Source organism: Paraburkholderia sp. LEh10, assembly GCF_017814945.1.
In the GTDB taxonomy this organism is placed as follows: Bacteria; Pseudomonadota; Gammaproteobacteria; order Burkholderiales; family Burkholderiaceae; genus Paraburkholderia.
The window spans coordinates 95,946-113,048 of record NZ_JAGIPX010000009.1 but is presented as its reverse complement, the minus strand read 5'-3'; the positions used below and the strand labels follow the sequence as shown (position 1 = coordinate 113,048).

15 protein-coding genes and 1 pseudogene are annotated in these 17,103 nt (G+C 65.5%); 6 read left to right on the top strand and 10 right to left on the bottom strand.

The window, feature by feature from the left end; all coding sequences use genetic code 11:
• Positions 1 to 111 precede the first annotated feature (111 nt).
• Positions 112 to 1,236, top strand: a complete 1,125-nt coding sequence (locus J8I87_RS10140; RefSeq protein WP_280923064.1) for a diguanylate cyclase — start codon at positions 112 to 114, stop codon at positions 1,234 to 1,236.
• Between the two features lie 49 nt (positions 1,237 to 1,285).
• Here J8I87_RS10140 and J8I87_RS10135 read toward each other — a convergent pair whose 3' ends face one another.
• The 7 genes and pseudogenes from J8I87_RS10135 to J8I87_RS10105 all read right to left on the bottom strand — a co-directional run bounded on the left by J8I87_RS10135 (position 1,286) and on the right by J8I87_RS10105 (position 8,666).
• Positions 1,286 to 2,503 (bottom strand): NnrS family protein, encoded by a 1,218-nt coding sequence (locus J8I87_RS10135; RefSeq protein WP_209931322.1) that lies wholly within the window; start codon positions 2,501 to 2,503, stop codon positions 1,286 to 1,288.
• Positions 2,504 to 2,682: 179 nt separating this feature from the next.
• Complete coding sequence (locus J8I87_RS10130) at positions 2,683 to 3,747, bottom strand: LacI family DNA-binding transcriptional regulator (RefSeq protein WP_209931321.1); 1,065 nt, start codon at positions 3,745 to 3,747, stop codon at positions 2,683 to 2,685.
• 80 nt (positions 3,748 to 3,827) lie between these two features.
• A complete protein-coding gene (locus tag J8I87_RS10125; RefSeq protein WP_313064377.1) occupies positions 3,828 to 4,457 on the bottom strand; it encodes an MFS transporter in 630 nt (209 codons plus the stop codon).
• 69 nt (positions 4,458 to 4,526) lie between these two features.
• Positions 4,527 to 5,264 (bottom strand): ribonuclease activity regulator RraA, encoded by a 738-nt coding sequence (locus J8I87_RS10120; protein ID WP_209931320.1) that lies wholly within the window; start codon positions 5,262 to 5,264, stop codon positions 4,527 to 4,529.
• Between the two features lie 21 nt (positions 5,265 to 5,285).
• Positions 5,286 to 6,730 (bottom strand): annotated as a pseudogene (locus tag J8I87_RS10115) (dihydroxy-acid dehydratase).
• Positions 6,731 to 6,954: 224 nt separating this feature from the next.
• Positions 6,955 to 7,263 carry an EthD family reductase gene (locus tag J8I87_RS10110; protein ID WP_209931319.1) on the bottom strand — a complete coding sequence of 103 codons (309 nt, stop codon included), beginning with the start codon at positions 7,261 to 7,263 and terminating at the stop codon, positions 6,955 to 6,957.
• A gap of 326 nt (positions 7,264 to 7,589) precedes the next feature.
• Positions 7,590 to 8,666 carry a transporter gene (locus J8I87_RS10105; protein ID WP_409518742.1) on the bottom strand — a complete coding sequence of 359 codons (1,077 nt, stop codon included), beginning with the start codon at positions 8,664 to 8,666 and terminating at the stop codon, positions 7,590 to 7,592.
• A gap of 303 nt (positions 8,667 to 8,969) precedes the next feature.
• Between J8I87_RS10105 and J8I87_RS10100 the strand changes: the two genes are divergently transcribed.
• Positions 8,970 to 10,544: a methyl-accepting chemotaxis protein gene (locus J8I87_RS10100; protein WP_209931317.1), complete on the top strand. Its 1,575-nt coding sequence runs from the start codon at positions 8,970 to 8,972 to the stop codon at positions 10,542 to 10,544.
• Between the two features lie 64 nt (positions 10,545 to 10,608).
• Here J8I87_RS10100 and J8I87_RS10095 read toward each other — a convergent pair whose 3' ends face one another.
• Entirely contained in the window at positions 10,609 to 11,322 is a 714-nt protein-coding gene (locus J8I87_RS10095) for a FadR/GntR family transcriptional regulator (protein WP_245253830.1), read from the bottom strand.
• A 151-nt stretch (positions 11,323 to 11,473) separates the two neighbouring features.
• On the opposite strand from J8I87_RS10095, the gene J8I87_RS10090 reads away from it, so the two are divergent.
• From J8I87_RS10090 to J8I87_RS10080, 3 genes are read left to right on the top strand one after another with little or no spacing between them, the layout of a single operon-like run.
• A complete protein-coding gene (locus tag J8I87_RS10090; protein ID WP_209931316.1) occupies positions 11,474 to 12,274 on the top strand; it encodes a (Fe-S)-binding protein in 801 nt (266 codons plus the stop codon).
• On the top strand, positions 12,271 to 12,993 hold the full coding sequence (locus J8I87_RS10085) for a lactate utilization protein C (protein WP_209931315.1): 723 nt from the start codon (positions 12,271 to 12,273) through the stop codon (positions 12,991 to 12,993). The genes J8I87_RS10090 and J8I87_RS10085 overlap by 4 nt, the downstream gene beginning before the upstream one ends.
• Complete coding sequence (locus J8I87_RS10080; protein WP_209931314.1) at positions 12,990 to 14,435, top strand: LutB/LldF family L-lactate oxidation iron-sulfur protein; 1,446 nt, start codon at positions 12,990 to 12,992, stop codon at positions 14,433 to 14,435. Before J8I87_RS10085 ends, J8I87_RS10080 begins: the two co-directional genes overlap by 4 nt.
• A gap of 35 nt (positions 14,436 to 14,470) precedes the next feature.
• On the opposite strand, the gene J8I87_RS10075 is transcribed toward J8I87_RS10080, so the two are convergent.
• Entirely contained in the window at positions 14,471 to 15,349 is an 879-nt protein-coding gene (locus J8I87_RS10075; RefSeq protein WP_209931313.1) for a LysR substrate-binding domain-containing protein, read from the bottom strand.
• Between the two features lie 101 nt (positions 15,350 to 15,450).
• Between J8I87_RS10075 and J8I87_RS10070 the strand changes: the two genes are divergently transcribed.
• On the top strand, positions 15,451 to 16,374 hold the full coding sequence (locus tag J8I87_RS10070) for a DMT family transporter (protein ID WP_209931312.1): 924 nt from the start codon (positions 15,451 to 15,453) through the stop codon (positions 16,372 to 16,374).
• Between the two features lie 4 nt (positions 16,375 to 16,378).
• Here J8I87_RS10070 and J8I87_RS10065 read toward each other — a convergent pair whose 3' ends face one another.
• Complete coding sequence (locus J8I87_RS10065; protein WP_209931311.1) at positions 16,379 to 17,062, bottom strand: Fe2+-dependent dioxygenase; 684 nt, start codon at positions 17,060 to 17,062, stop codon at positions 16,379 to 16,381.
• Positions 17,063 to 17,103: the final 41 nt, after the last annotated feature.

Below are 17,103 nucleotides of genomic sequence, written 5' to 3'. Positions count from 1 at the left end.
GCACGACAGGAACCAGAGCCGCAATCAAGGGCACACGCGCAAGGGCAAGAGCGGCACGCGAGCGACAGACAGAGAACATAGATGACACGCAATCCGGACAGGGGAATCCACATGGACTTCGATCAAATCGGCACACGGGACCAGGGGGGTTCCACATCGACGTCGGCGGATCGCGCGAACGCCGCGCTCGATGCCGCGCGCGCCGCGCTCGAAACGGCCGCGCTCTCCGACGTGCCGATCATGGTGCTGCTCGTCGACGATCAGGCGATCGTCGCGGAAGCCGTGCGGCGCGCGCTCGCAAGCGAGGACGGCATCGACATGCACTACTGCGCGAGCGCCGACGAAGCGATCCGCGCGGCGACCCACACCCGCCCCACCGTGATCCTGCAGGACCTCGTGATGCCCGGCATCGACGGCCTCACGCTCGTCAAGGCATACCGCGCGAATGCGAAGCTGCGCGACGTGCCCATCATCGTGCTGTCGACGAAGGAAGAGCCGAGCATCAAGAGCGCGGCCTTCGCGGCGGGCGCGAACGATTACCTCGTCAAGCTGCCCGACCGCATCGAGCTCGTCGCCCGCATCCGCTATCACTCGCGCTCGTATGTGAACCTGCTGCAGCGCGACGAGGCGTACCGCGCGCTGCGCGAATCGCAGCAGCAACTGCTCGAAGCGAATCTCGAACTGCGCAAGCTCACGCAATCGGACGGCCTGACGGGCCTGTCGAACCGCCGCTATCTGGACGAGTACCTGAACGCCGAATGGCGGCGCGGCATGCGCGCGCAAAGCGAAGTGTCGTTCCTGATGATCGACGTCGACAACTTCAAGCCGTACAACGACACCTACGGCCATGTCGCGGGCGACGAAGTGCTCAAGCAGATCGCGTCGAAGGTCGAAGGCTGTCTCGGACGCCCCGGCGATCTCGCCGCGCGGTTCGGCGGCGAAGAGTTCGCGGTCGTGCTGCCGGGCACGTCGGCAGGCGGCACGCGGCTGCTCGCCGAGAAGATCCGCCTCGAAGTGGAGGCGCTGCGCATTGCGCACGCGGGTTCGTCGTCGGGCCAGCACGTGACGATCAGCATCGGCTGCGCGACCCAGGTCCCCGCGCTCGACGCGCCGATGACCACGCTGATCGAGGCCGCCGACCTCGCGCTCTATCGTGCGAAACGCGACGGGAAAAATCGCGTGGTAGCGATGGACAGCGACCGCAACGAAAGCAGGCGTGACGCGCATCCGGCGTAGTGGCTGGCTGTGCGCGGCGTTCGCCGGCGTGTGTGAAGCGGCGCGCGCCCTAACCCGGCTTGCCGTCCGCGCGTGGCCGCATCAGCGGGAGCGCGTAGGCGCCGACGTATAGTGCGAACGCGGCGATCCAGCACAGGCCGGCGCTCATGATCCATGCGTCGGCGTGGCGCGGCGCGACGAGCGGACCCACGATCCGTAGCAGCGAACCGAGCGTGACGAGCGCGTAGCTCGCGATGTCGCGCATGTCGGCGACGAGCGGCCTGCCCGTATGGCCTCGCGCGGTGCGCGTGATCATCGCGATGATCGCGCCGCCGATCACGCCCGCCGTGAACGCATGCATCGCGACGGAATGCGGCACGCGTCCGAGCGCGCTCGCGCCGAGCAGCGCGAAGCCCACGGGCAGCCACGCATAGGCGACATGCAGGATCAGCAGGATCGCCGGGCCGCGTACCTTGTATGAACGCCAGCCGATCAGGCGCGCGCAGTGAATCGCACAGGCGGCGAACGCCAGCGTCGCAACGGCCACGGCCGGCAACGCAGCGGCATCGGCAAACAACGCGCATAGCGTCAACGGCGCGGCCATCCATTCGACTGCCTTCCACCGCCGCGTGACGAAGCCGGGAATCGCATTCGATGTGAACATCGGAATCACACGCGCACCGATCACGCTGACCAGCAACACGACGATGCCCGCCGCCGCGTACAGGCAGCGCAGCGCGAGATCGGGCCGGCCCGTCTGTGTCAGCACATGGAACACGGCGTCGAGTGCCGCGAGGGTCAGCAGCACGGGAACGAAAAAATAGTTGCGCCGGTTGCCCGCCTTCGTCAGCGCACGCAGCAGCACGAACGCAACGGCGGGCAGAAACGCGCTGTCGACGATCGCGGCCGGTACGGCCGGGCCGCTCCATAGCAGTACGCGCGCGCCGAACCATAACAGCGCGAGTGCGGCGAGCACGCGATGGCTCGTCGTCGGGATGCCCGTCCATGCGCGCACGGCAGTCAGCAGAAAGCCCGCCACTACCGCCCCCGCAAAACCGAACACCATTTCGTGCGCGTGCCAGCCAATCGGATCGAGCTTCAACAGATAGTTGCCCATCACGGGCACGCCGGCGAGCACGAGCAGCCACACGCCCAGCGCGAGCGCGGCAAAGCCCGCACCCGCCAGATACAACGGCCGAAAGCCGAGATTGAACAGCGCAAAGCGCCGCGCGGAACGATAACGCCGGGGAGGTGGCACGAAGGCCGTGCGCGGTTCGACAATTTTCATGGTGGGCTCGCCTGGTCGGATGCGCAGCGCGTGACGGCTGCGACGACCTTCCTTCACGTTCCATGCCAGCGACGAACGTACGGAAAAACAGGCACTTGCAGTGCAGGCTTGTCGTTTGGACGGGAGTCGTTCCGACTAGCCGCCAGGTCGAAGCGACCAGCTACAGCGACGGCGCCCCTTCACGCCGACTCCCGCTCCACCACGCTGAAGCCGACGTCGATGAACGCGCGCTCATGGACGCCGTTCAGGCGGTCGAGCAAAAACCTCGCCGCGTTCACGCCGATGCGCATGCCGTCGACGCGCACCGTCGTCAGTTGCGGCGTCGTTTCCGTCGCGAAGTCGAGATCGCCGAAGCCGCAGATCGCCAGTTGCGACGGCACCTGCACGCCGATGCGCCGCGCCGCGCCCAGCGCGCCGATCGCGAGCAGGTCCGAGCCGCAAAACACGGCGTCGACGCGCGGCGCCGCGTCCAGCAGTTGCGGCAGCGCGGCCTTGCCCGTCGACACCGAGCTAGGCGGCTCGACGATCACCTCGGGCACGTCCGCCATGCCCGCCTTTGCGAGCCGCTCGCGAAACCCGGCGCGACGCGCGAGCGCGCGCGGATCGCTTGCCGAAATCAGCGCGGGCTGTTGCTTGCCGCGTGCGAGGAAGCGCTGCGCCACCGCTTCGCCGATCTGGTAGTGCGAGAAGCCGACCAGCATGTCGATCGGCGTGTCCGTCATGTCCCACGTCTCGACGACGGGAATGCCGACGTTGCGCAAGCGCTCACGCAACGAGTCCGTATGCGCGACGCCCGTTAGCAGCACGCCTTCGGGGCGCCGGCTCAGGACGGTATCGAGCAGGCTTTCTTCGTTCGTGTCGCTATAGCCGCTCAGCGCGAGCAGCACTTCATAGCCCGCGCGCGACATCGTCTCGCTGAACACCTGAATGGTCTCGGAGAACAGCGAGTGTGCGATGGTCGGCACGATCGCCGCAATCAGCCGCGAGCGCGCCGACGACAGGCCGCCCGCGAGACGGTTCGGCACATAGCCGAGTTTCTGCACGACCTGGCGCACGCGTTCGAGCGTTTCGGGCGCAACCGAGCCGGGATTGTTGAACACGCGCGACACCGTGATGGGCGACACGCCCGCCTGCGCCGCGACGTCCGTGATGCGCAAGCCCTTCGGACCGCCGCGCGTGCGACGCGCGGGCGTGGCGGCGCCCTCGAGGTCGATCGATGCGTCGGTTGACTTGGGGGTCGGCATTGAATGTGGGCACCCGATGAAGTTGCGCGCCTATTGTAGCCAATGCGTGTGAAGCCTCCGCGGCGTGCAGCGGCGCGCCTTCACTCGGCGACGGGCGCGGCGTTCACGCGCTCCAAGCCGCGCCCGCTGCGGCGCAGAACGAAGCACGTCACGATCGCGAAGATCAGCATACAGACGACGGGAATCATCATCGGCGCCTGCGCGCTGCCCGTCGACCCGCAGATCGGCGCGCCGACCATGTTGCCGAGGCTGCTGCCCACCGTGAAATAGCCGAGCATCCGCACCCGATGCCGTTGCGGAAACCACAGCGTCAGGTAATAGATCACACCCGGATACAGCCCCGCTTCGGACGCGCCGAGCAGAAAGCGCAGCACGTAGAACATCGTCGCGTTATTCGTGAACGCGAGCAGGATCGTCACGACGCCCCACGTGAACATGATCCGCGCCATCCACTTCGGCGCGCCGTACTTGTGCAACATCACATTGCTCGGAATTTCGAAGATCAGATAGCCGATGAAGAACAGCGATGCGCCCAGTCCATACGCCACTTCGGACAGCCCGAGACTGCCGAGCATCTGCAGCTTCGCGAAACTGATGTTCGAGCGGTCGATATACGCAACCAGATACAGGATGCCCAGCAACGGCATCAGCCGCCACGCGAGGCGATTGATGAGCCGCGATTCGTCGATCGCTGAAGTGACGGTGTTCACAGGGTCTCCCGGGCCCGCTGCACGCGCGCGGGCCTCGTTGTGCAAGTTGTCGTCGTGGCGAAAGCCGCGTTACTTCTGCTGTTCGCGCCAGGCCTTGTAGGCAGCCAGCGTTTCCTCGTTCGGCGGATACGTGCCGCGCAGCGGACTGCCTTCGGCGACGCGCTGCTGGATGAACACTTCAAGCTGCTCCTGCTCCGTCGCGTCGCGCGCGACAGCTTCGGCCATTTCCCGTGGCACGATCACGACGCCATCCACGTCCGCGACGACGATGTCGCCCGGATACACGGCCACGCCGCCGCACGCAATCGGCACGTTCATATCGACGGCATGATGCCTCGCGAGATTCAGCGGCGCGCTCGCGCCTGCGCACCAGATCGGCAGGCCGAGGTCGGCGATCGTGCCGCTGTCGCGCACGGCGCCGTCGGACACCATGCCCGCGACGCCGCGCTTCGCGAGACGCAGCGCGAGAATCGAACCCACCGACGCGACCGTGCGATCGCCTCGGCAATCCTGCACGAGCACGCTGCCCGGCGGCGCCGTTTCGACGGCCTTGCGCTGCGGATGATCCGGGTTCTGGAACACGCCGATGTGATCGAGATCTTCCCGCGCGGGGATGTTGCGCAGCGTGAACGCCGGGCCGACGAGATTCGGCGCGCCCGGCGCGGGCTTCACGAGCGGCGCGACGCCTTGCAGGAACACGTTGCGCAGGCCGCGCTTGAAGAGTTGCGTCGTGAGCGTCGCGGTGCTCACGTGACGCAGTTGTTCGAGCGCTTCGGCGCTTACAGCGGTTTGTCCGGATGTGTTCATGTTCAGTGGGCCATCGTGTGGTTAATGGATTTCGGGTTCATCGCGGCCCGCCTCGGGAGAAGTAGCGAGCCTTTCTTCGAGGAAGTCGAAGTCGCAGCCCTTGTTCGCCTGCGTCACGTGCAACTGATGCATCACGCCGAAGCCGCGCTCGAACGGACGCTTCGGCGCTTTCCATGCCTCCTTGCGCGCGGCGAGTTCCTGATCGCCGACGTCAAGTTGCAGGCGGCGCGCCGCGACGTCGAGTTCGATGATGTCACCGTCCTTCACGAGCGCAAGCGGCCCGCCAACGAACGATTCGGGCGCGACATGCAGCACGCACGCACCGTAGCTCGTGCCGCTCATGCGCGCGTCCGAAATGCGCAGCATGTCGCGCACGCCCTGCTTCAGCAGTTTCTGTGGGATCGGCAACTGCCCCCATTCGGGCATGCCCGGAGCGCCGACAGGGCCCGCGTGTTGCAGCACGATCACCGAATCGGCCGACACGTCGAGTTCTTCGCTGTCGATGCGCGCGGCCATGTCGTTGTAGTCCATGAACACGACAGCGGGACCACGATGCCTGAGCAGATGCGGCTCCATCGCCGCGGGCTCGATCACCGCGCCATCGGGCGCGAGATTGCCCGTCAGCACGGCAAGCCCGTCGCGCTCGACGAGGGGATTGCCGCGCTTGCGGATCACGTCGTCGTCGAAGATTTGCGCGCCCGCGATGTTCTCACCGAGCGTCTTGCCGTTGACGGTCATCTGCGTGCCGTCGATCAGCTCGGCCAGTTCGACGAGCAGCGCACGCAGGCCGCCCGCGTAATAGAAGTCCTCCATCAGATACTGGCCCGCCGGGCGGATATTGCCGAGCACGGGCGTCACCCGCGCGAGTTCGTCAAAGCGCGCGGTGGTCAGATCGATGCCCGCGCGGCGCGCGACGGCCACCAGATGCACGATCGCGTTGGTCGAGCCCGACATCGCGAGCACGGTGGTGACCGCGTTATCGAACGACTTCGCGGTGAGAATGTCCGACGGCTTCTGATCGGTCCACACCATCTCGACGATGCGCTGGCCCGTCAGCGACGCATATTGCGCATGACGCGAGTCCGCTGCCGGAATCGACGAGAAACCCGGCAGCGTGAGCCCGAGCGCTTCAGTCGCGCTCGTCATCGTGGACGCCGTGCCCATCGTCATGCAATGGCCCGGCGAACGCGCGATGCCGCTCTCGATGCCCTTCCATTCGTCCTCGGTGAGCCGCCCGCCTGCCAGATGCCGCGCTTCACTTCCTCGACGCGCTGCTTGAAGTGCGTGTGACACGAGTTGATCTCGCTCCACGTATTGACGACGGCGATCACCGGCTTGCCCATGTAATCGGACGCGTGATACCCCATCTGCGCGGTGCGCGAGCGGTGGCCGAACGAGCGTAGATCGTTCACGCCGTACCAGCGGTGGCTGCGCAACGCTTCAGGTTTCTTGCGGATCGAGGACAAATACGTCTCCTTGGTAACGCTATCATTTCAGGCCGTGAGCATGAAGGAGTCGGCGCGGCGCGCGTTCTTTCCGTTTCGCAGAACGTCGAATGGACGCGCTGATGGTAGCGTTATCATCTGGTACCGTCCGCCAGGGATTGTACGTAGACGCAATGGGAGAACTGGCCGGAACCGGGCCGCGAAGGCCCGCGCAAAGCGGCTCGGCGGGTGCGCGCCGGGCGGCGTCAGAGTTCCTTCGTATCGAACACGAGCAGTTCGACGCCCGCCTGCGCGAAGTTCTGCAGGTCGGCCGTGGTCGCCGCCGCTTCGGGCGTGCCCATCCCCTGTTGCAGCGACTCGAAGCTGTCGAAGCTGAGGACGGCCACGAGGCCATACCCGGAATCGCCCTTCGCGCTCGCGATAGGCCCGACGCTCACCTCATAGCGGCGCAGGCCCGGGATCGCCTTGGCAAGCGGCACGTGTTTGTCGAAATAATAGGCGTCGAATGCGTTGCGGTCGGCTGGAGTCTTATAGAGCGCGACGAGCTTTGCCATGTCAGGCCTCCTGAAGCAGACGTTCAGATCGGTGCGATGCTGGTGTGCCGCTCGAACGGCTCATGGATTTTACGCTCGGGATGAGCAATGGATGTGGCGAGAGGACAGAGGTGCGCTGACGCATGATGCGCGCTCGGCCCGAGCTTGCGTCCAGCGGGCGAGGCTTGCACGCGGCCGATAACCGCTGGAAAAATCGTTGTCCCCGACGTTCGTTTGCGGCTTCACTACGGACGTCGGAGAAACGGAGCGCACCCTTTGACAAGCAGCCGCGTCGGCGACGCAGGCCGGCAGTTCCGTTCTGATCGAAGCGTGAAGCACAATGTCCGTCACCGCGCGGGACGCCGCCGCAACGCCCACCACCCCGCAAGCACGGTAAAGCTCACCACGAGCAGCACCATCACCCAGAACCCGTGCTTGTTCTCCGCAAGCGGCACGCCACCGACGTTCATCCCGAACAGACCGGCAATGATATTGATAGGCAGCGCGAGCACCGTCACGATGGTCAGCGTAAAGAGCGTGCGATTGGTCTGCTCGTTAAGACGCGCCGCAATTTCTTCCTGCAACAGCTTGATCCGCTCGGCCAGCCCCGACAGATCGCCGAGCACCAGCGAAAATTCTTCCGTCGAATCGCGCAGCGCCTGGACGTCGGCGGGCGACAGCCATGCGGGCGGGCGCACCAGCAGACGAAAGATCGAGCCGGGCTCGGGCGCCAGCAGCCTTTGCAGACGCACCAGCACGCGCCGCATCGCGCCCAGATCGCGGCGGCTTTCATAGGCGCGCTGCGACAGGAAGTGATCTTCGATGCGATCGACCTCCACGCTCGTTCTGCGCACGATCTCGACGAGCAGATCGGCCTGGTCGCGCAGCAGATGAATCAGCAGCTCGGCCGCCGTGTCGAAGCTCTCGCCGTTGCGCACCGACGCGCGCAGCCGGTCGACGGAGCGCAACTGCTTCAGGCGCGCCGTCACCATGATCCGCTTGTGCGTGTAGACCCAGAGCGTCGCGATTTCGGAAGGCGTCTGCTCGAAGTCGTACATCACGTCGTTGACGACGGCGAGCAGCGCGCCGTGCTGATGCTCCATGCGCGTCGAGTGCGAGCCTTCGCGCAGCGCCTCGAAGAACGTCTCAGGCAAGTCGAGGTGCGTGCGCATCCAGCGCTCGCTCGACACATGCGCCAGATTGAAATGAAGCCACAGGAACTCGCCTGTCTGTGCGTTCGACGCATTCGCGGTCTGTTCGAGCCATTCAGCAGCCGTATCCGTATCGACGGCAATGCCGGGTCTTTCCGGTGCAAAACGAAATCCGCACACGAGGCCGGAGCGGTCGGCCCCATACGTGGCGGGCGCCAGATTCAGATTCATGAGGGATTCGAGGTGGGGTCCACGAAGTTGGCATTCTGACATGAGCTTGCGGCACAAGCGTTACGTGACAGCCGCTTGACGCCTGTTTGACGGCGACCTGACAGCTATTCGACAGCCGCCTGATGGTTTTTCGCAACGGCATGCATCCCATGCCGCAAGCACAACGGGAGCGGCAGATTCCCGCAAGCGCCCGCCAATGCACCTTCCGAGGTTCCGATAACAGGGTTTCCCTCTACACAGGATGCCGCAAAAGCGGTCGATATATCAGGCGGAGACATGCGCGCCGAATTCCAGACATCGGCGCGCGCCCACCTTACATAATCGCCCACCTGGAGAGGCGTCCGAATGGTCAAGCTGAGTTTTACCCAGAAGCTGTGGCTGCCGCTTGTCATCAGCCTGGTTGCGCTGTTGCTGGTATCGGTATCGGCGGCGTATCTGTCGCGAGAGACGCGCATCGAGGAGCGCAAGAACGATCTCGTGAACGTCGCGCATGTGGGCTTGTCGCTGGTGCAGGAATACGCGGCGCTTGCGCAAAGCGGCAAGCTGAGCGAAGCGGACGCCCGCAAGCAGGCACTCGAGCGGCTGCGCGACGTCCGCTACGGCGAGGACGGCTATTTTCTCGTGATCGATTCGACGCCGCGCATGGTCATGCATCCGATCAAGCCCGCGACCGACGGCAAGGACCTCTCCGGCACCGCCGACGCCGACGGCCGCCATCACTACGTTTCGTTCGCGAAGGTCGCGCAGTCGCCCGAGGGCGGCTTCGTCGACTATGTATTTCCGCATTCGCGCGCCGCGTCCGGCTCGGGTACGCCTGAAGCCGTCGGCAAGATCGGCTATGTCGTGCGCTTTGCGCCGTGGGACTGGATCATCGCGACGGGCGCTTACGTCGACGATATCGACGCGGCTTTCATGCGCTCGCTGTATCTGATCGGCGCCGTCTTCATCGGCATAGCGACGTTGCTCGCCGCGCTCGTCGCGCTGACCAACCGCAGCATCCAGCGCACGATAGGCGGCGACCCGGGCTACGCGGCGGACGTCGCCAACGCGATCGCCGTCGGCGATCTCACCGTCTCGATCGACACGCGTCTTGACGACGACGGCAGCCTGCTGCGCGAAATGCGGCGCATGCGCGACACGCTGACGGACACGATCCGCGCGATCAAGCACGCCGCCGATCACGTCGCAACGGGTGCGCACGAAATCGCGAGCGGCAATGCCGACCTGTCGTCGCGCACGGAGAATCAGGCAGCGTCGCTGCAGGAGACGGCGGCGAGCATGGAGCAGATGACGTCGATGGTCCGGCAGACGGCCGAGAACGCGCGCACCGCGAGCGAGCTCGCCGAAAACGCCGCGCAGATCGCGAATCAGGGCAGCACGATGGTCGGCGAAGCCGTCGCGACGATGCGCGACATCTCCAGCGAATCGCAGAAGATGGTCGAAGTGATCGCGGTGATCGAGAGCATCGCGTTCCAGACCAATATCCTTGCACTGAACGCCGCCGTCGAAGCCGCGCGCGCGGGCGAACAGGGACGCGGCTTCGCCGTCGTCGCGGGCGAGGTGCGCACGCTCGCGCATCGCAGCGCGGGCGCGGCGAAGGAAGTGCGTCAGTTGATCAGCCGCGCCGTCGACAAGGTCGGCGACGGCGCGGGCCTCGTCGAGCGCACGGGCAGCACGATCCAGCAGGCGCGCGACGCGATCGCGAGCGTCACGGGCGTGATGCAGGAAATCGCCGCGGCGGCGGCCGAACAGAGCGCGGGCATCGACCAGGTCAATCTCGCCGTCACGCAGATGGACTCGCTCACGCAGGAAAACGCGGCCCTCGTCGAGCAGGCGGCAGCCGCCGCGCATTCGCTGACCGAGCAGGCCGGGCGACTGAAAACTTCCGTAGATGCGTTCCAGGTGGCCGAGGCCGTTTGAAGTGGTTGGACCAGATTGCTGCCAGTCGCATCGGGCTCGCATCGGGCTCGCATCCGGCGGCGGTTCAGCCCGCCTTGTCGTACACGTGATTGCGCACGTAGTCGATGTGCGCGTGCATGGCCGTACGCGCTTCCTCAGGACGCCGTGCGCAGATCGCGTCGCATAGCGCGCGGTGCTGGATCAATAGCTGGTCGGATGCTTCACGCCCCCGCGAGCGCATGTCCGTGCCGCTCGTCGTGATGTGCTCGCGCAGCATGCCGAGCACGCTCGTATGCAGATGCAGGAACATCGTGTTGCGCGACGCGAGCGCGATCGCATCGTGCAACTGCGCGTCCGCGACGGCCTCGCGTTCCTTGTCGTCGCGCCCGTGCGCGCGCTCCAGTTCGCGCATCAGAGCGCGAATGCGCCGCCGGTCGGCGGACGTCGCGCGCATCGCCGCGAACCAGGCCGTCGCGCCTTCCAGCACGCGGCGGAATTCGAGCATGTCGTCGCGCAGCACGGGGTGATCGGCGACCAGTTGCCCCCAGGGCGACGCGATGCCCGCGCGCAACTGGTCGGTTGCGAACACCCCTGCGCCGCGCCTGCTCTGCAACAGGCCGCGCGCGGCCAGCCGCTGGATCGCCTCGCGCACCGTGTTGCGCGAAACCTCGTATTGCTGCGCGAGCATGCGCTCGGCGGGCAGCCGCGAACCCGGCGGCCATGTGCCGTCGAGCAGCGCCGTTTCCATCCGGCGCATCACGCCTTCCACCCTGCCCCGCTCTCCCGTCGCTGTCGCCATGCGTTTCCTCCGCTGCATCCGTCGTGCTTTGGTCCAACCAATTTGAATTGTCGCGCAGATTTGGGAATCATGCGGCGAACGATTCAGCGATCCGCGCCACCGTTGCGCGCTGCGCGCGGTGCACGAGGCGGGACGCATTCTGGAGCGAGATATGAAGGACAGGCACTATCCGGCGGCCCCACGCGATGTCTATCTGTTCGCGACCTGCCTCGTCGATCTGTTCGTGCCCGAGGCCGGACTCGACGCGGTGAGGCTGCTCGAACGCGAAGGGCTCGTCGTGCACTTTCCACAGCAGCAAAGCTGCTGCGGGCAGCCTGCCTATAGCAGCGGAAATCCCGGACAGGCCCGCGACGTTGCGCGCGCCCAGCTCGATCTCTTTGCGAAGCCGTGGCCCGTCATCGTGCCGTCGGGTTCGTGCGCGGGCATGATGCGCCATCACTGGCCGCGCCTTTTCGCCGACGATCCGGCGACAGCGGAAAAAGCGCGTGCGCTCGGCGAGCGCGTGTACGAACTAGGCGAGTTCCTGCTGCACGTGCTGCGCATCGAGTTGCCCGCCATCACCGACGCGCCGGCCGAGCGCATCGTGCTCCATACGTCGTGCGCGGCGCGCCGTGAAATCGGCACCCGCGCGCACGGCGTCGAACTCGTCGATGCCTTGCCGGGTGTCACGCGCGTCGAGCATGAGCGCGAGTCGGAATGCTGCGGCTTCGGCGGCACGTTTTCGCTCAAGCATCCCGACATTTCGGGCGCGATGGTGCGCGACAAGGTTGCGTCCGCGTGCGCGACGGGCTGCGAGCGGATCGTCTCCGCCGACTGCGGGTGCCTGCTGAACATCGGACATGCGGCCCGCCATCAACGCGCGCCCATCGAAGTCGAACACATCGCGAGCTTCCTGTGGCGACGCACGCAACGCACCGTTGCACGTCAAGACGGCAGCGGAGGCAGTGCATGAACGCGCGTGAACGCATGCTCGGCCGCTTGCGCGCGGCGGCGCCTTCCAGCGTAACCATCGACGACGTCGCACGCGTCGACGAACGCATCGATCGCCATTACGACAGCCGCCGCGCCGCACTCCGCTGCGCGACGCTATCGACGCAAGCGCTAGCCGACTCGATGCAAGCCGCGTTGAGCGCGTCGCATGCGGAAGTGTTTCGCGCGACAGAGCGCGCGTGGCCCGCGCTGATCGCGCAACGGCTCGCCGGCGCCAACGTGAAACGCGTGCTGCTCGACACGTCGCGCGCGGAAGGCGCGGCCTTGCAACAGGCGTTGCCCAGCGCCATCGCGGCGCGCACCTACGATCAGCCGATCGAAGACTGGAAAGCCGAACTCTTCGACACCATCGACGCCGGCTTCACCGTCGCGCGCTCGGGCATTGCGTCGACGGGCACGCTGATCGTCGCGCCCGATGCCCGCTCGCCGCGCACGATGTCGCTCGTGCCGCCGCTGCATATCGCGCTCGTCTACGCAGATTCGCTGCATGTGGACCTGCACGCCGCGATGCGCGCCGAACACTGGCAGGCGGGCATGCCGACGAATCTCGTAATGATCTCCGGCCCTTCAAAGACTTCCGATATCCAGCAGACGCTCGCGTATGGCGCGCATGGTCCACGCGAGCTGTGGGTCGTGATCGTCGAGCATCAGGCCGGTACCCTGCGCGGAGAGCAAGCATGAACGCAAGCCCGCTCCACTTCGTTCCCGCAGCCGACTTCAAGGCTCGCGCGCGCAGCGCACTCGACGATCCAAAGCTGCGCAGCAGCTTTCGCGGCGCGATGGATTTTCTGCAGACCAAACGCCGCGCCCAGTTCCCCGACGACGACGAACTGCAGCAACTGCGCGGCCTCGGCGAAGCGGTGCGGCAACACGCGCTCGCGCGGCTGCCCGATCTGCTCGTGCAGCTCGAACAGCAGTTGACCGCGCGCGGCGTGCACGTTCACTGGGCCGAAACGGCCGCCGACGCGACGGCGATCATCCACGGCATCGCGCAGTCGCTCGACGCGAAGCGCGTGATCAAGGGCAAGTCGATGGCGAGCGAGGAGATCGAGCTCAATCACTATCTCGAAGCGCGCGGCATCGATTGCATCGAGTCCGACATGGGCGAGTACATCGTGCAGCTCGCGCAAGAAAAACCCTCGCATATCGTGATGCCAGCGATTCACAAGACGAAGGCCGATATCGCGGAACTGTTCGAGCAGCACATCCCCAATACGCGCTACACCGAAGATGTCGACGAGCTGATCCAGACAGGACGCCGCGCGTTGCGCCGCGCCTTCGTCGATGCCGACATCGGCTTGTCCGGCGTGAACTTCGCCGCTGCGGATACGGGCACGCTATGGCTCGTCGAGAACGAAGGCAACGGCCGCCTGTCGACGACGGTGCCCGATGTGCACATCGCGATCATGGGAATGGAGAAGGTGGTCGCGAAGCTCGCGCATATCGTGCCGCTATCGAGTCTGTTGACACGCTCCGCAACAGGCCAGGCGATCACGACGTATTTCAATCTCATCACGGGGCCGCGACGCGAAGGCGAGCGCGACGGACCGCGCGAAATGCATGTCGTGCTGCTCGACAATGGCCGCGCGCAAGCGTACGCCGACGAGCAGTTGCGTGCGACGCTGCAATGCATCCGCTGCGGCGCGTGCATGAATCATTGCCCCGTGTACACGCGCATCGGCGGACATGCGTATGGCACGACCTATCCGGGCCCGATCGGCAAGATCATTTCGCCGCATCTGCTGGGCCTCGACGCAACCGCCGATCTGCCGACGGCATCGAGCCTGTGCGGCGCGTGCGGCGAAGTCTGTCCCGTGCGCATTCCGATTCCCGACTTGCTGGTGCGCCTGCGCACGGAGGCCAATCGCAATCCGAACGAAGTGGTCGCGCATCCGTTGCGCGGCCAAGGCGCGAAGTTCAGCCGCGAGGAACAGTTCGTGTGGCGCTTCTGGAGCGGCGCGTTCGCTCATCCGCGCGCGTACCGGATGCTGCGCTGGGCCGCGACGCGGCTACGCGCGTTCGCGCCGAAAAACCAGATGGGCTGGACACGTCATCGCGAACCGCTTCAACCTGCCGCGCGCAGCCTGCATGATCTGCTGCGCGAGCGCGGGCAGCCCGAATGAACCGCGCGCTTCGCTGTGCGACGCGCACGCCTTGTTCATGACGCGCCCGTCAACCATGCCTTCAACGTCGCCGCGCCGGCCTTCAGGTCGACCGACTTCGGGTGAACGAGGTAATACGCTGTTTTCAACGGCAGCGCGAAGTCGAATGGTTCGACGAGCGACTTCGCCGCCCTCTCCGCCTCCGTCAACACGGCGCTCGTCAGGACGACGCCTTCTCCGCGCGCGGCGGCCTCGATTGCCATCAGCGATTGATCGAAGTGGATGCCCGCAATGCCATCGACCTGCCGTGCGGATAGCGTGCTGAACTTCCTGAGCCACATCGACCAGTGCGGATGCAGCGTGTTGTGCAACAACGTGGCGTGCTGCAGGTCGTCGGGGCTTCTGAGCTTCGCACGTCTCGCGTATGACGGGCTGCAATAGACGCGCGCTTCGTCAGGATGCAGCAATTGCACCTGCAGATCGGGCGCATTGCCGTCGAAGTAGCGCACGGCCAGATCGACCGACTGCAACTCGAAATCGACAAAGGCCGTTGTCGTGTTCAGTTCCAGCGCGATGCCCGGATGCGCGATCAGAAAGCTCGTCATACGCGGCGCAAACCATTTGGCCGCGAAACTGGGCGGCATCGACAGACGCACGCCCTTGCTCTGGTTCTCGCGCATGCGTCGGCTTGCGTGCCCGATCTGCGCGAGCGCGGGCTGGATCTGCGCGTAATAGGCGCGCGCTTCGTCGGACGGCACGATCCGCCTTATCTGACGCGAGAACAGCGCGAGACCCAGCCACGCTTCGAGCTTCTGGACCTGCTGGCCAACCGCGCCGGGGGTCACGCCCAGCTCTTCGGCCGCTAGAGAAAAACTGTTCAGACGCATGGCGGCTTCGAATGCAACGAGCGCCTTCAGGGGTGGCATGCGTGACATAGGATAGTTTTTCTGCACCATCGACGAGAACAAATCGTTTGTACCGCATCCGCGGCGGCAGCACAATCCGCAGATCGTCGTCGCATCCGAAGGTGTTTGCCATGAACCCCGCCTATCTCGCGTTCGCGCTCCTCGGCCTGATCTGGGGCAGCAATTTCCTCTTCATGAAATGGGCCAGCGTGCTGATTTCGCCTGCGCAGATCGTGTTCCTGCGCGTGCTGTTCGGCTTCCTGCCGCTGCTCGTCTATGCGCTCGCGACGAGGGCGCTGTCGTGGAAGCAACTGCGCCATGCCCATCACTTCGTCGTGATGTCGCTGCTCGCGACGAGCGTCTACTACTACGCGTTCGCGAAAGGCGCAGCGCTGTTGCTGTCGAGCGTGGCGGGCATGTTGAGCGGCGCGATTCCGCTGTTCGCGTTTGTCTGCGCGTGGGCGCTGTTGCGCGCCGAACGGCCGACGGCCCGGATGATCGTGGGCGTCGCGGGTGGCTTCATCGGCGTGTTGATGATTGCGCGTCCGTGGAGCGGCGCCGTTGCGAGCGTCGATCTGCGCGGCGTCGCCTATATGGTGGCGGGATCATTGAGCGTGGGCTGCTCGTTCGTCTACGCGCGGCGCTTTCTGTCGAAGCTCGACATGTCCCCCGTCGCGCCGTCCACATGGCAAATCGGCTTCGCGCTGTTGACGATCGCATGCATCACGCCATTCGCCGGCATGACGCACATCGCGAGCGAACCGCGTGCGGCAGCAGGCATCGTGCTCGGACTCGGGCTGCTCGGCACGGGCATCGCGTACATCCTGTACTACTACATCGTGCAGCGGCTCGGCGCGCTGGCCGCTTCGAGCGTGACCTATATTCCGCCCGTCGTTGCGTTGGGAATCGGCGTGGTGTTCGCGCACGAACCGATCCGACCGCTCGACCTGCTTGCGATGGTCTGCATCCTCGGCGGCGTGTTCCTGCTGCAAAGCGGGCGCAATCCGCAAAAGATAGAAGCTTCGCGCGCGCAACGCATCGCGCGCGAAGCGTAGCGGCTTACGTATCGCTCCACATCCGCAGCAGGTTGTGATAACAGCCCACCAGCGTGCGGCGCGCCGCTTCGTCGCCATTCGATGCATTGAGCCGCTGGATCGCGCCGTCGAGATCGAACAGCATCGCGCGTTGCGTGTCGTCGCGCACGAGACTCTGCACCCAGAAAAAACTCGACACGCGCGCGCCGCGCGTCACCGGGCGCACCTGATGCAGGCTCGTGCCCGGATACACAATCGCATGCCCTGCTGGGAGCTTCACTTCCTGCACGCCGAACGTATCTTCGATCAACAACTCGCCGCCATCATATTCATCGGGCGGCGTGAGAAACAGCGTGATCGAAATATCGGTGCGCACGCGCGCGCCGCTGCCCGGCACGAGCCGGATCGCGCCGTCGACGTGGCTGCCGAAGTGCATCCCGCCTTCATAGCGGTTGAACAGCGGCGGATATACCTTGTTCGGCAATGCGGCGCTGATAAAGAGGGGATGACGCTCGAGCGACGCGACGATCCGGTCGCCCATTTCGAGCGCGATCGGCGAGCCTTCCGCGATCTGCTGGTTGCGCTTGACGGGTGCGCCCTGATAGCCGGCTGTCGCACGGCCGTCGACCCATGCAGCGCTTGCTTCCAGTTGCACGCGCATGGCGGCGGCTTCGGCGGGACTCAGTACGTCGGGGATCGAGACAATCATTGTTCTACGTTCCTGCATGACCGACTTTCAACGTGCGCCTT

Bases quoted from the DNA above. Each gene is read 5' to 3' on its own strand.
- J8I87_RS10080 (WP_209931314.1), top strand. From the start codon at position 12,990: ATGAACGCAAGCCCGCTCCACTTCGTTCCCGCAGCCGACTTCAAGGCT.
- J8I87_RS10095 (WP_245253830.1), bottom strand. From the start codon at position 11,322: ATGGCGACAGCGACGGGAGAGCGGGGCAGGGTGGAAGGCGTGATGCGC.
- J8I87_RS10130 (WP_209931321.1), bottom strand. From the start codon at position 3,747: ATGCCGACCCCCAAGTCAACCGACGCATCGATCGACCTCGAGGGCGCC.
- J8I87_RS10075 (WP_209931313.1), bottom strand. From the start codon at position 15,349: ATGTCACGCATGCCACCCCTGAAGGCGCTCGTTGCATTCGAAGCCGCC.
- J8I87_RS10070 (WP_209931312.1), top strand. From the start codon at position 15,451: ATGAACCCCGCCTATCTCGCGTTCGCGCTCCTCGGCCTGATCTGGGGC.
- J8I87_RS10140 (WP_280923064.1), top strand. From the start codon at position 112: ATGGACTTCGATCAAATCGGCACACGGGACCAGGGGGGTTCCACATCG.
- J8I87_RS10120 (WP_209931320.1), bottom strand. From the start codon at position 5,264: ATGAACACATCCGGACAAACCGCTGTAAGCGCCGAAGCGCTCGAACAA.
- J8I87_RS10090 (WP_209931316.1), top strand. From the start codon at position 11,474: ATGAAGGACAGGCACTATCCGGCGGCCCCACGCGATGTCTATCTGTTC.
- J8I87_RS10065 (WP_209931311.1), bottom strand. From the start codon at position 17,062: ATGATTGTCTCGATCCCCGACGTACTGAGTCCCGCCGAAGCCGCCGCC.
- J8I87_RS10085 (WP_209931315.1), top strand. From the start codon at position 12,271: ATGAACGCGCGTGAACGCATGCTCGGCCGCTTGCGCGCGGCGGCGCCT.
- J8I87_RS10105 (WP_409518742.1), bottom strand. From the start codon at position 8,666: ATGTCAGAATGCCAACTTCGTGGACCCCACCTCGAATCCCTCATGAAT.
- J8I87_RS10110 (WP_209931319.1), bottom strand. From the start codon at position 7,263: ATGGCAAAGCTCGTCGCGCTCTATAAGACTCCAGCCGACCGCAACGCA.
- J8I87_RS10100 (WP_209931317.1), top strand. From the start codon at position 8,970: ATGGTCAAGCTGAGTTTTACCCAGAAGCTGTGGCTGCCGCTTGTCATC.
- J8I87_RS10135 (WP_209931322.1), bottom strand. From the start codon at position 2,503: ATGAAAATTGTCGAACCGCGCACGGCCTTCGTGCCACCTCCCCGGCGT.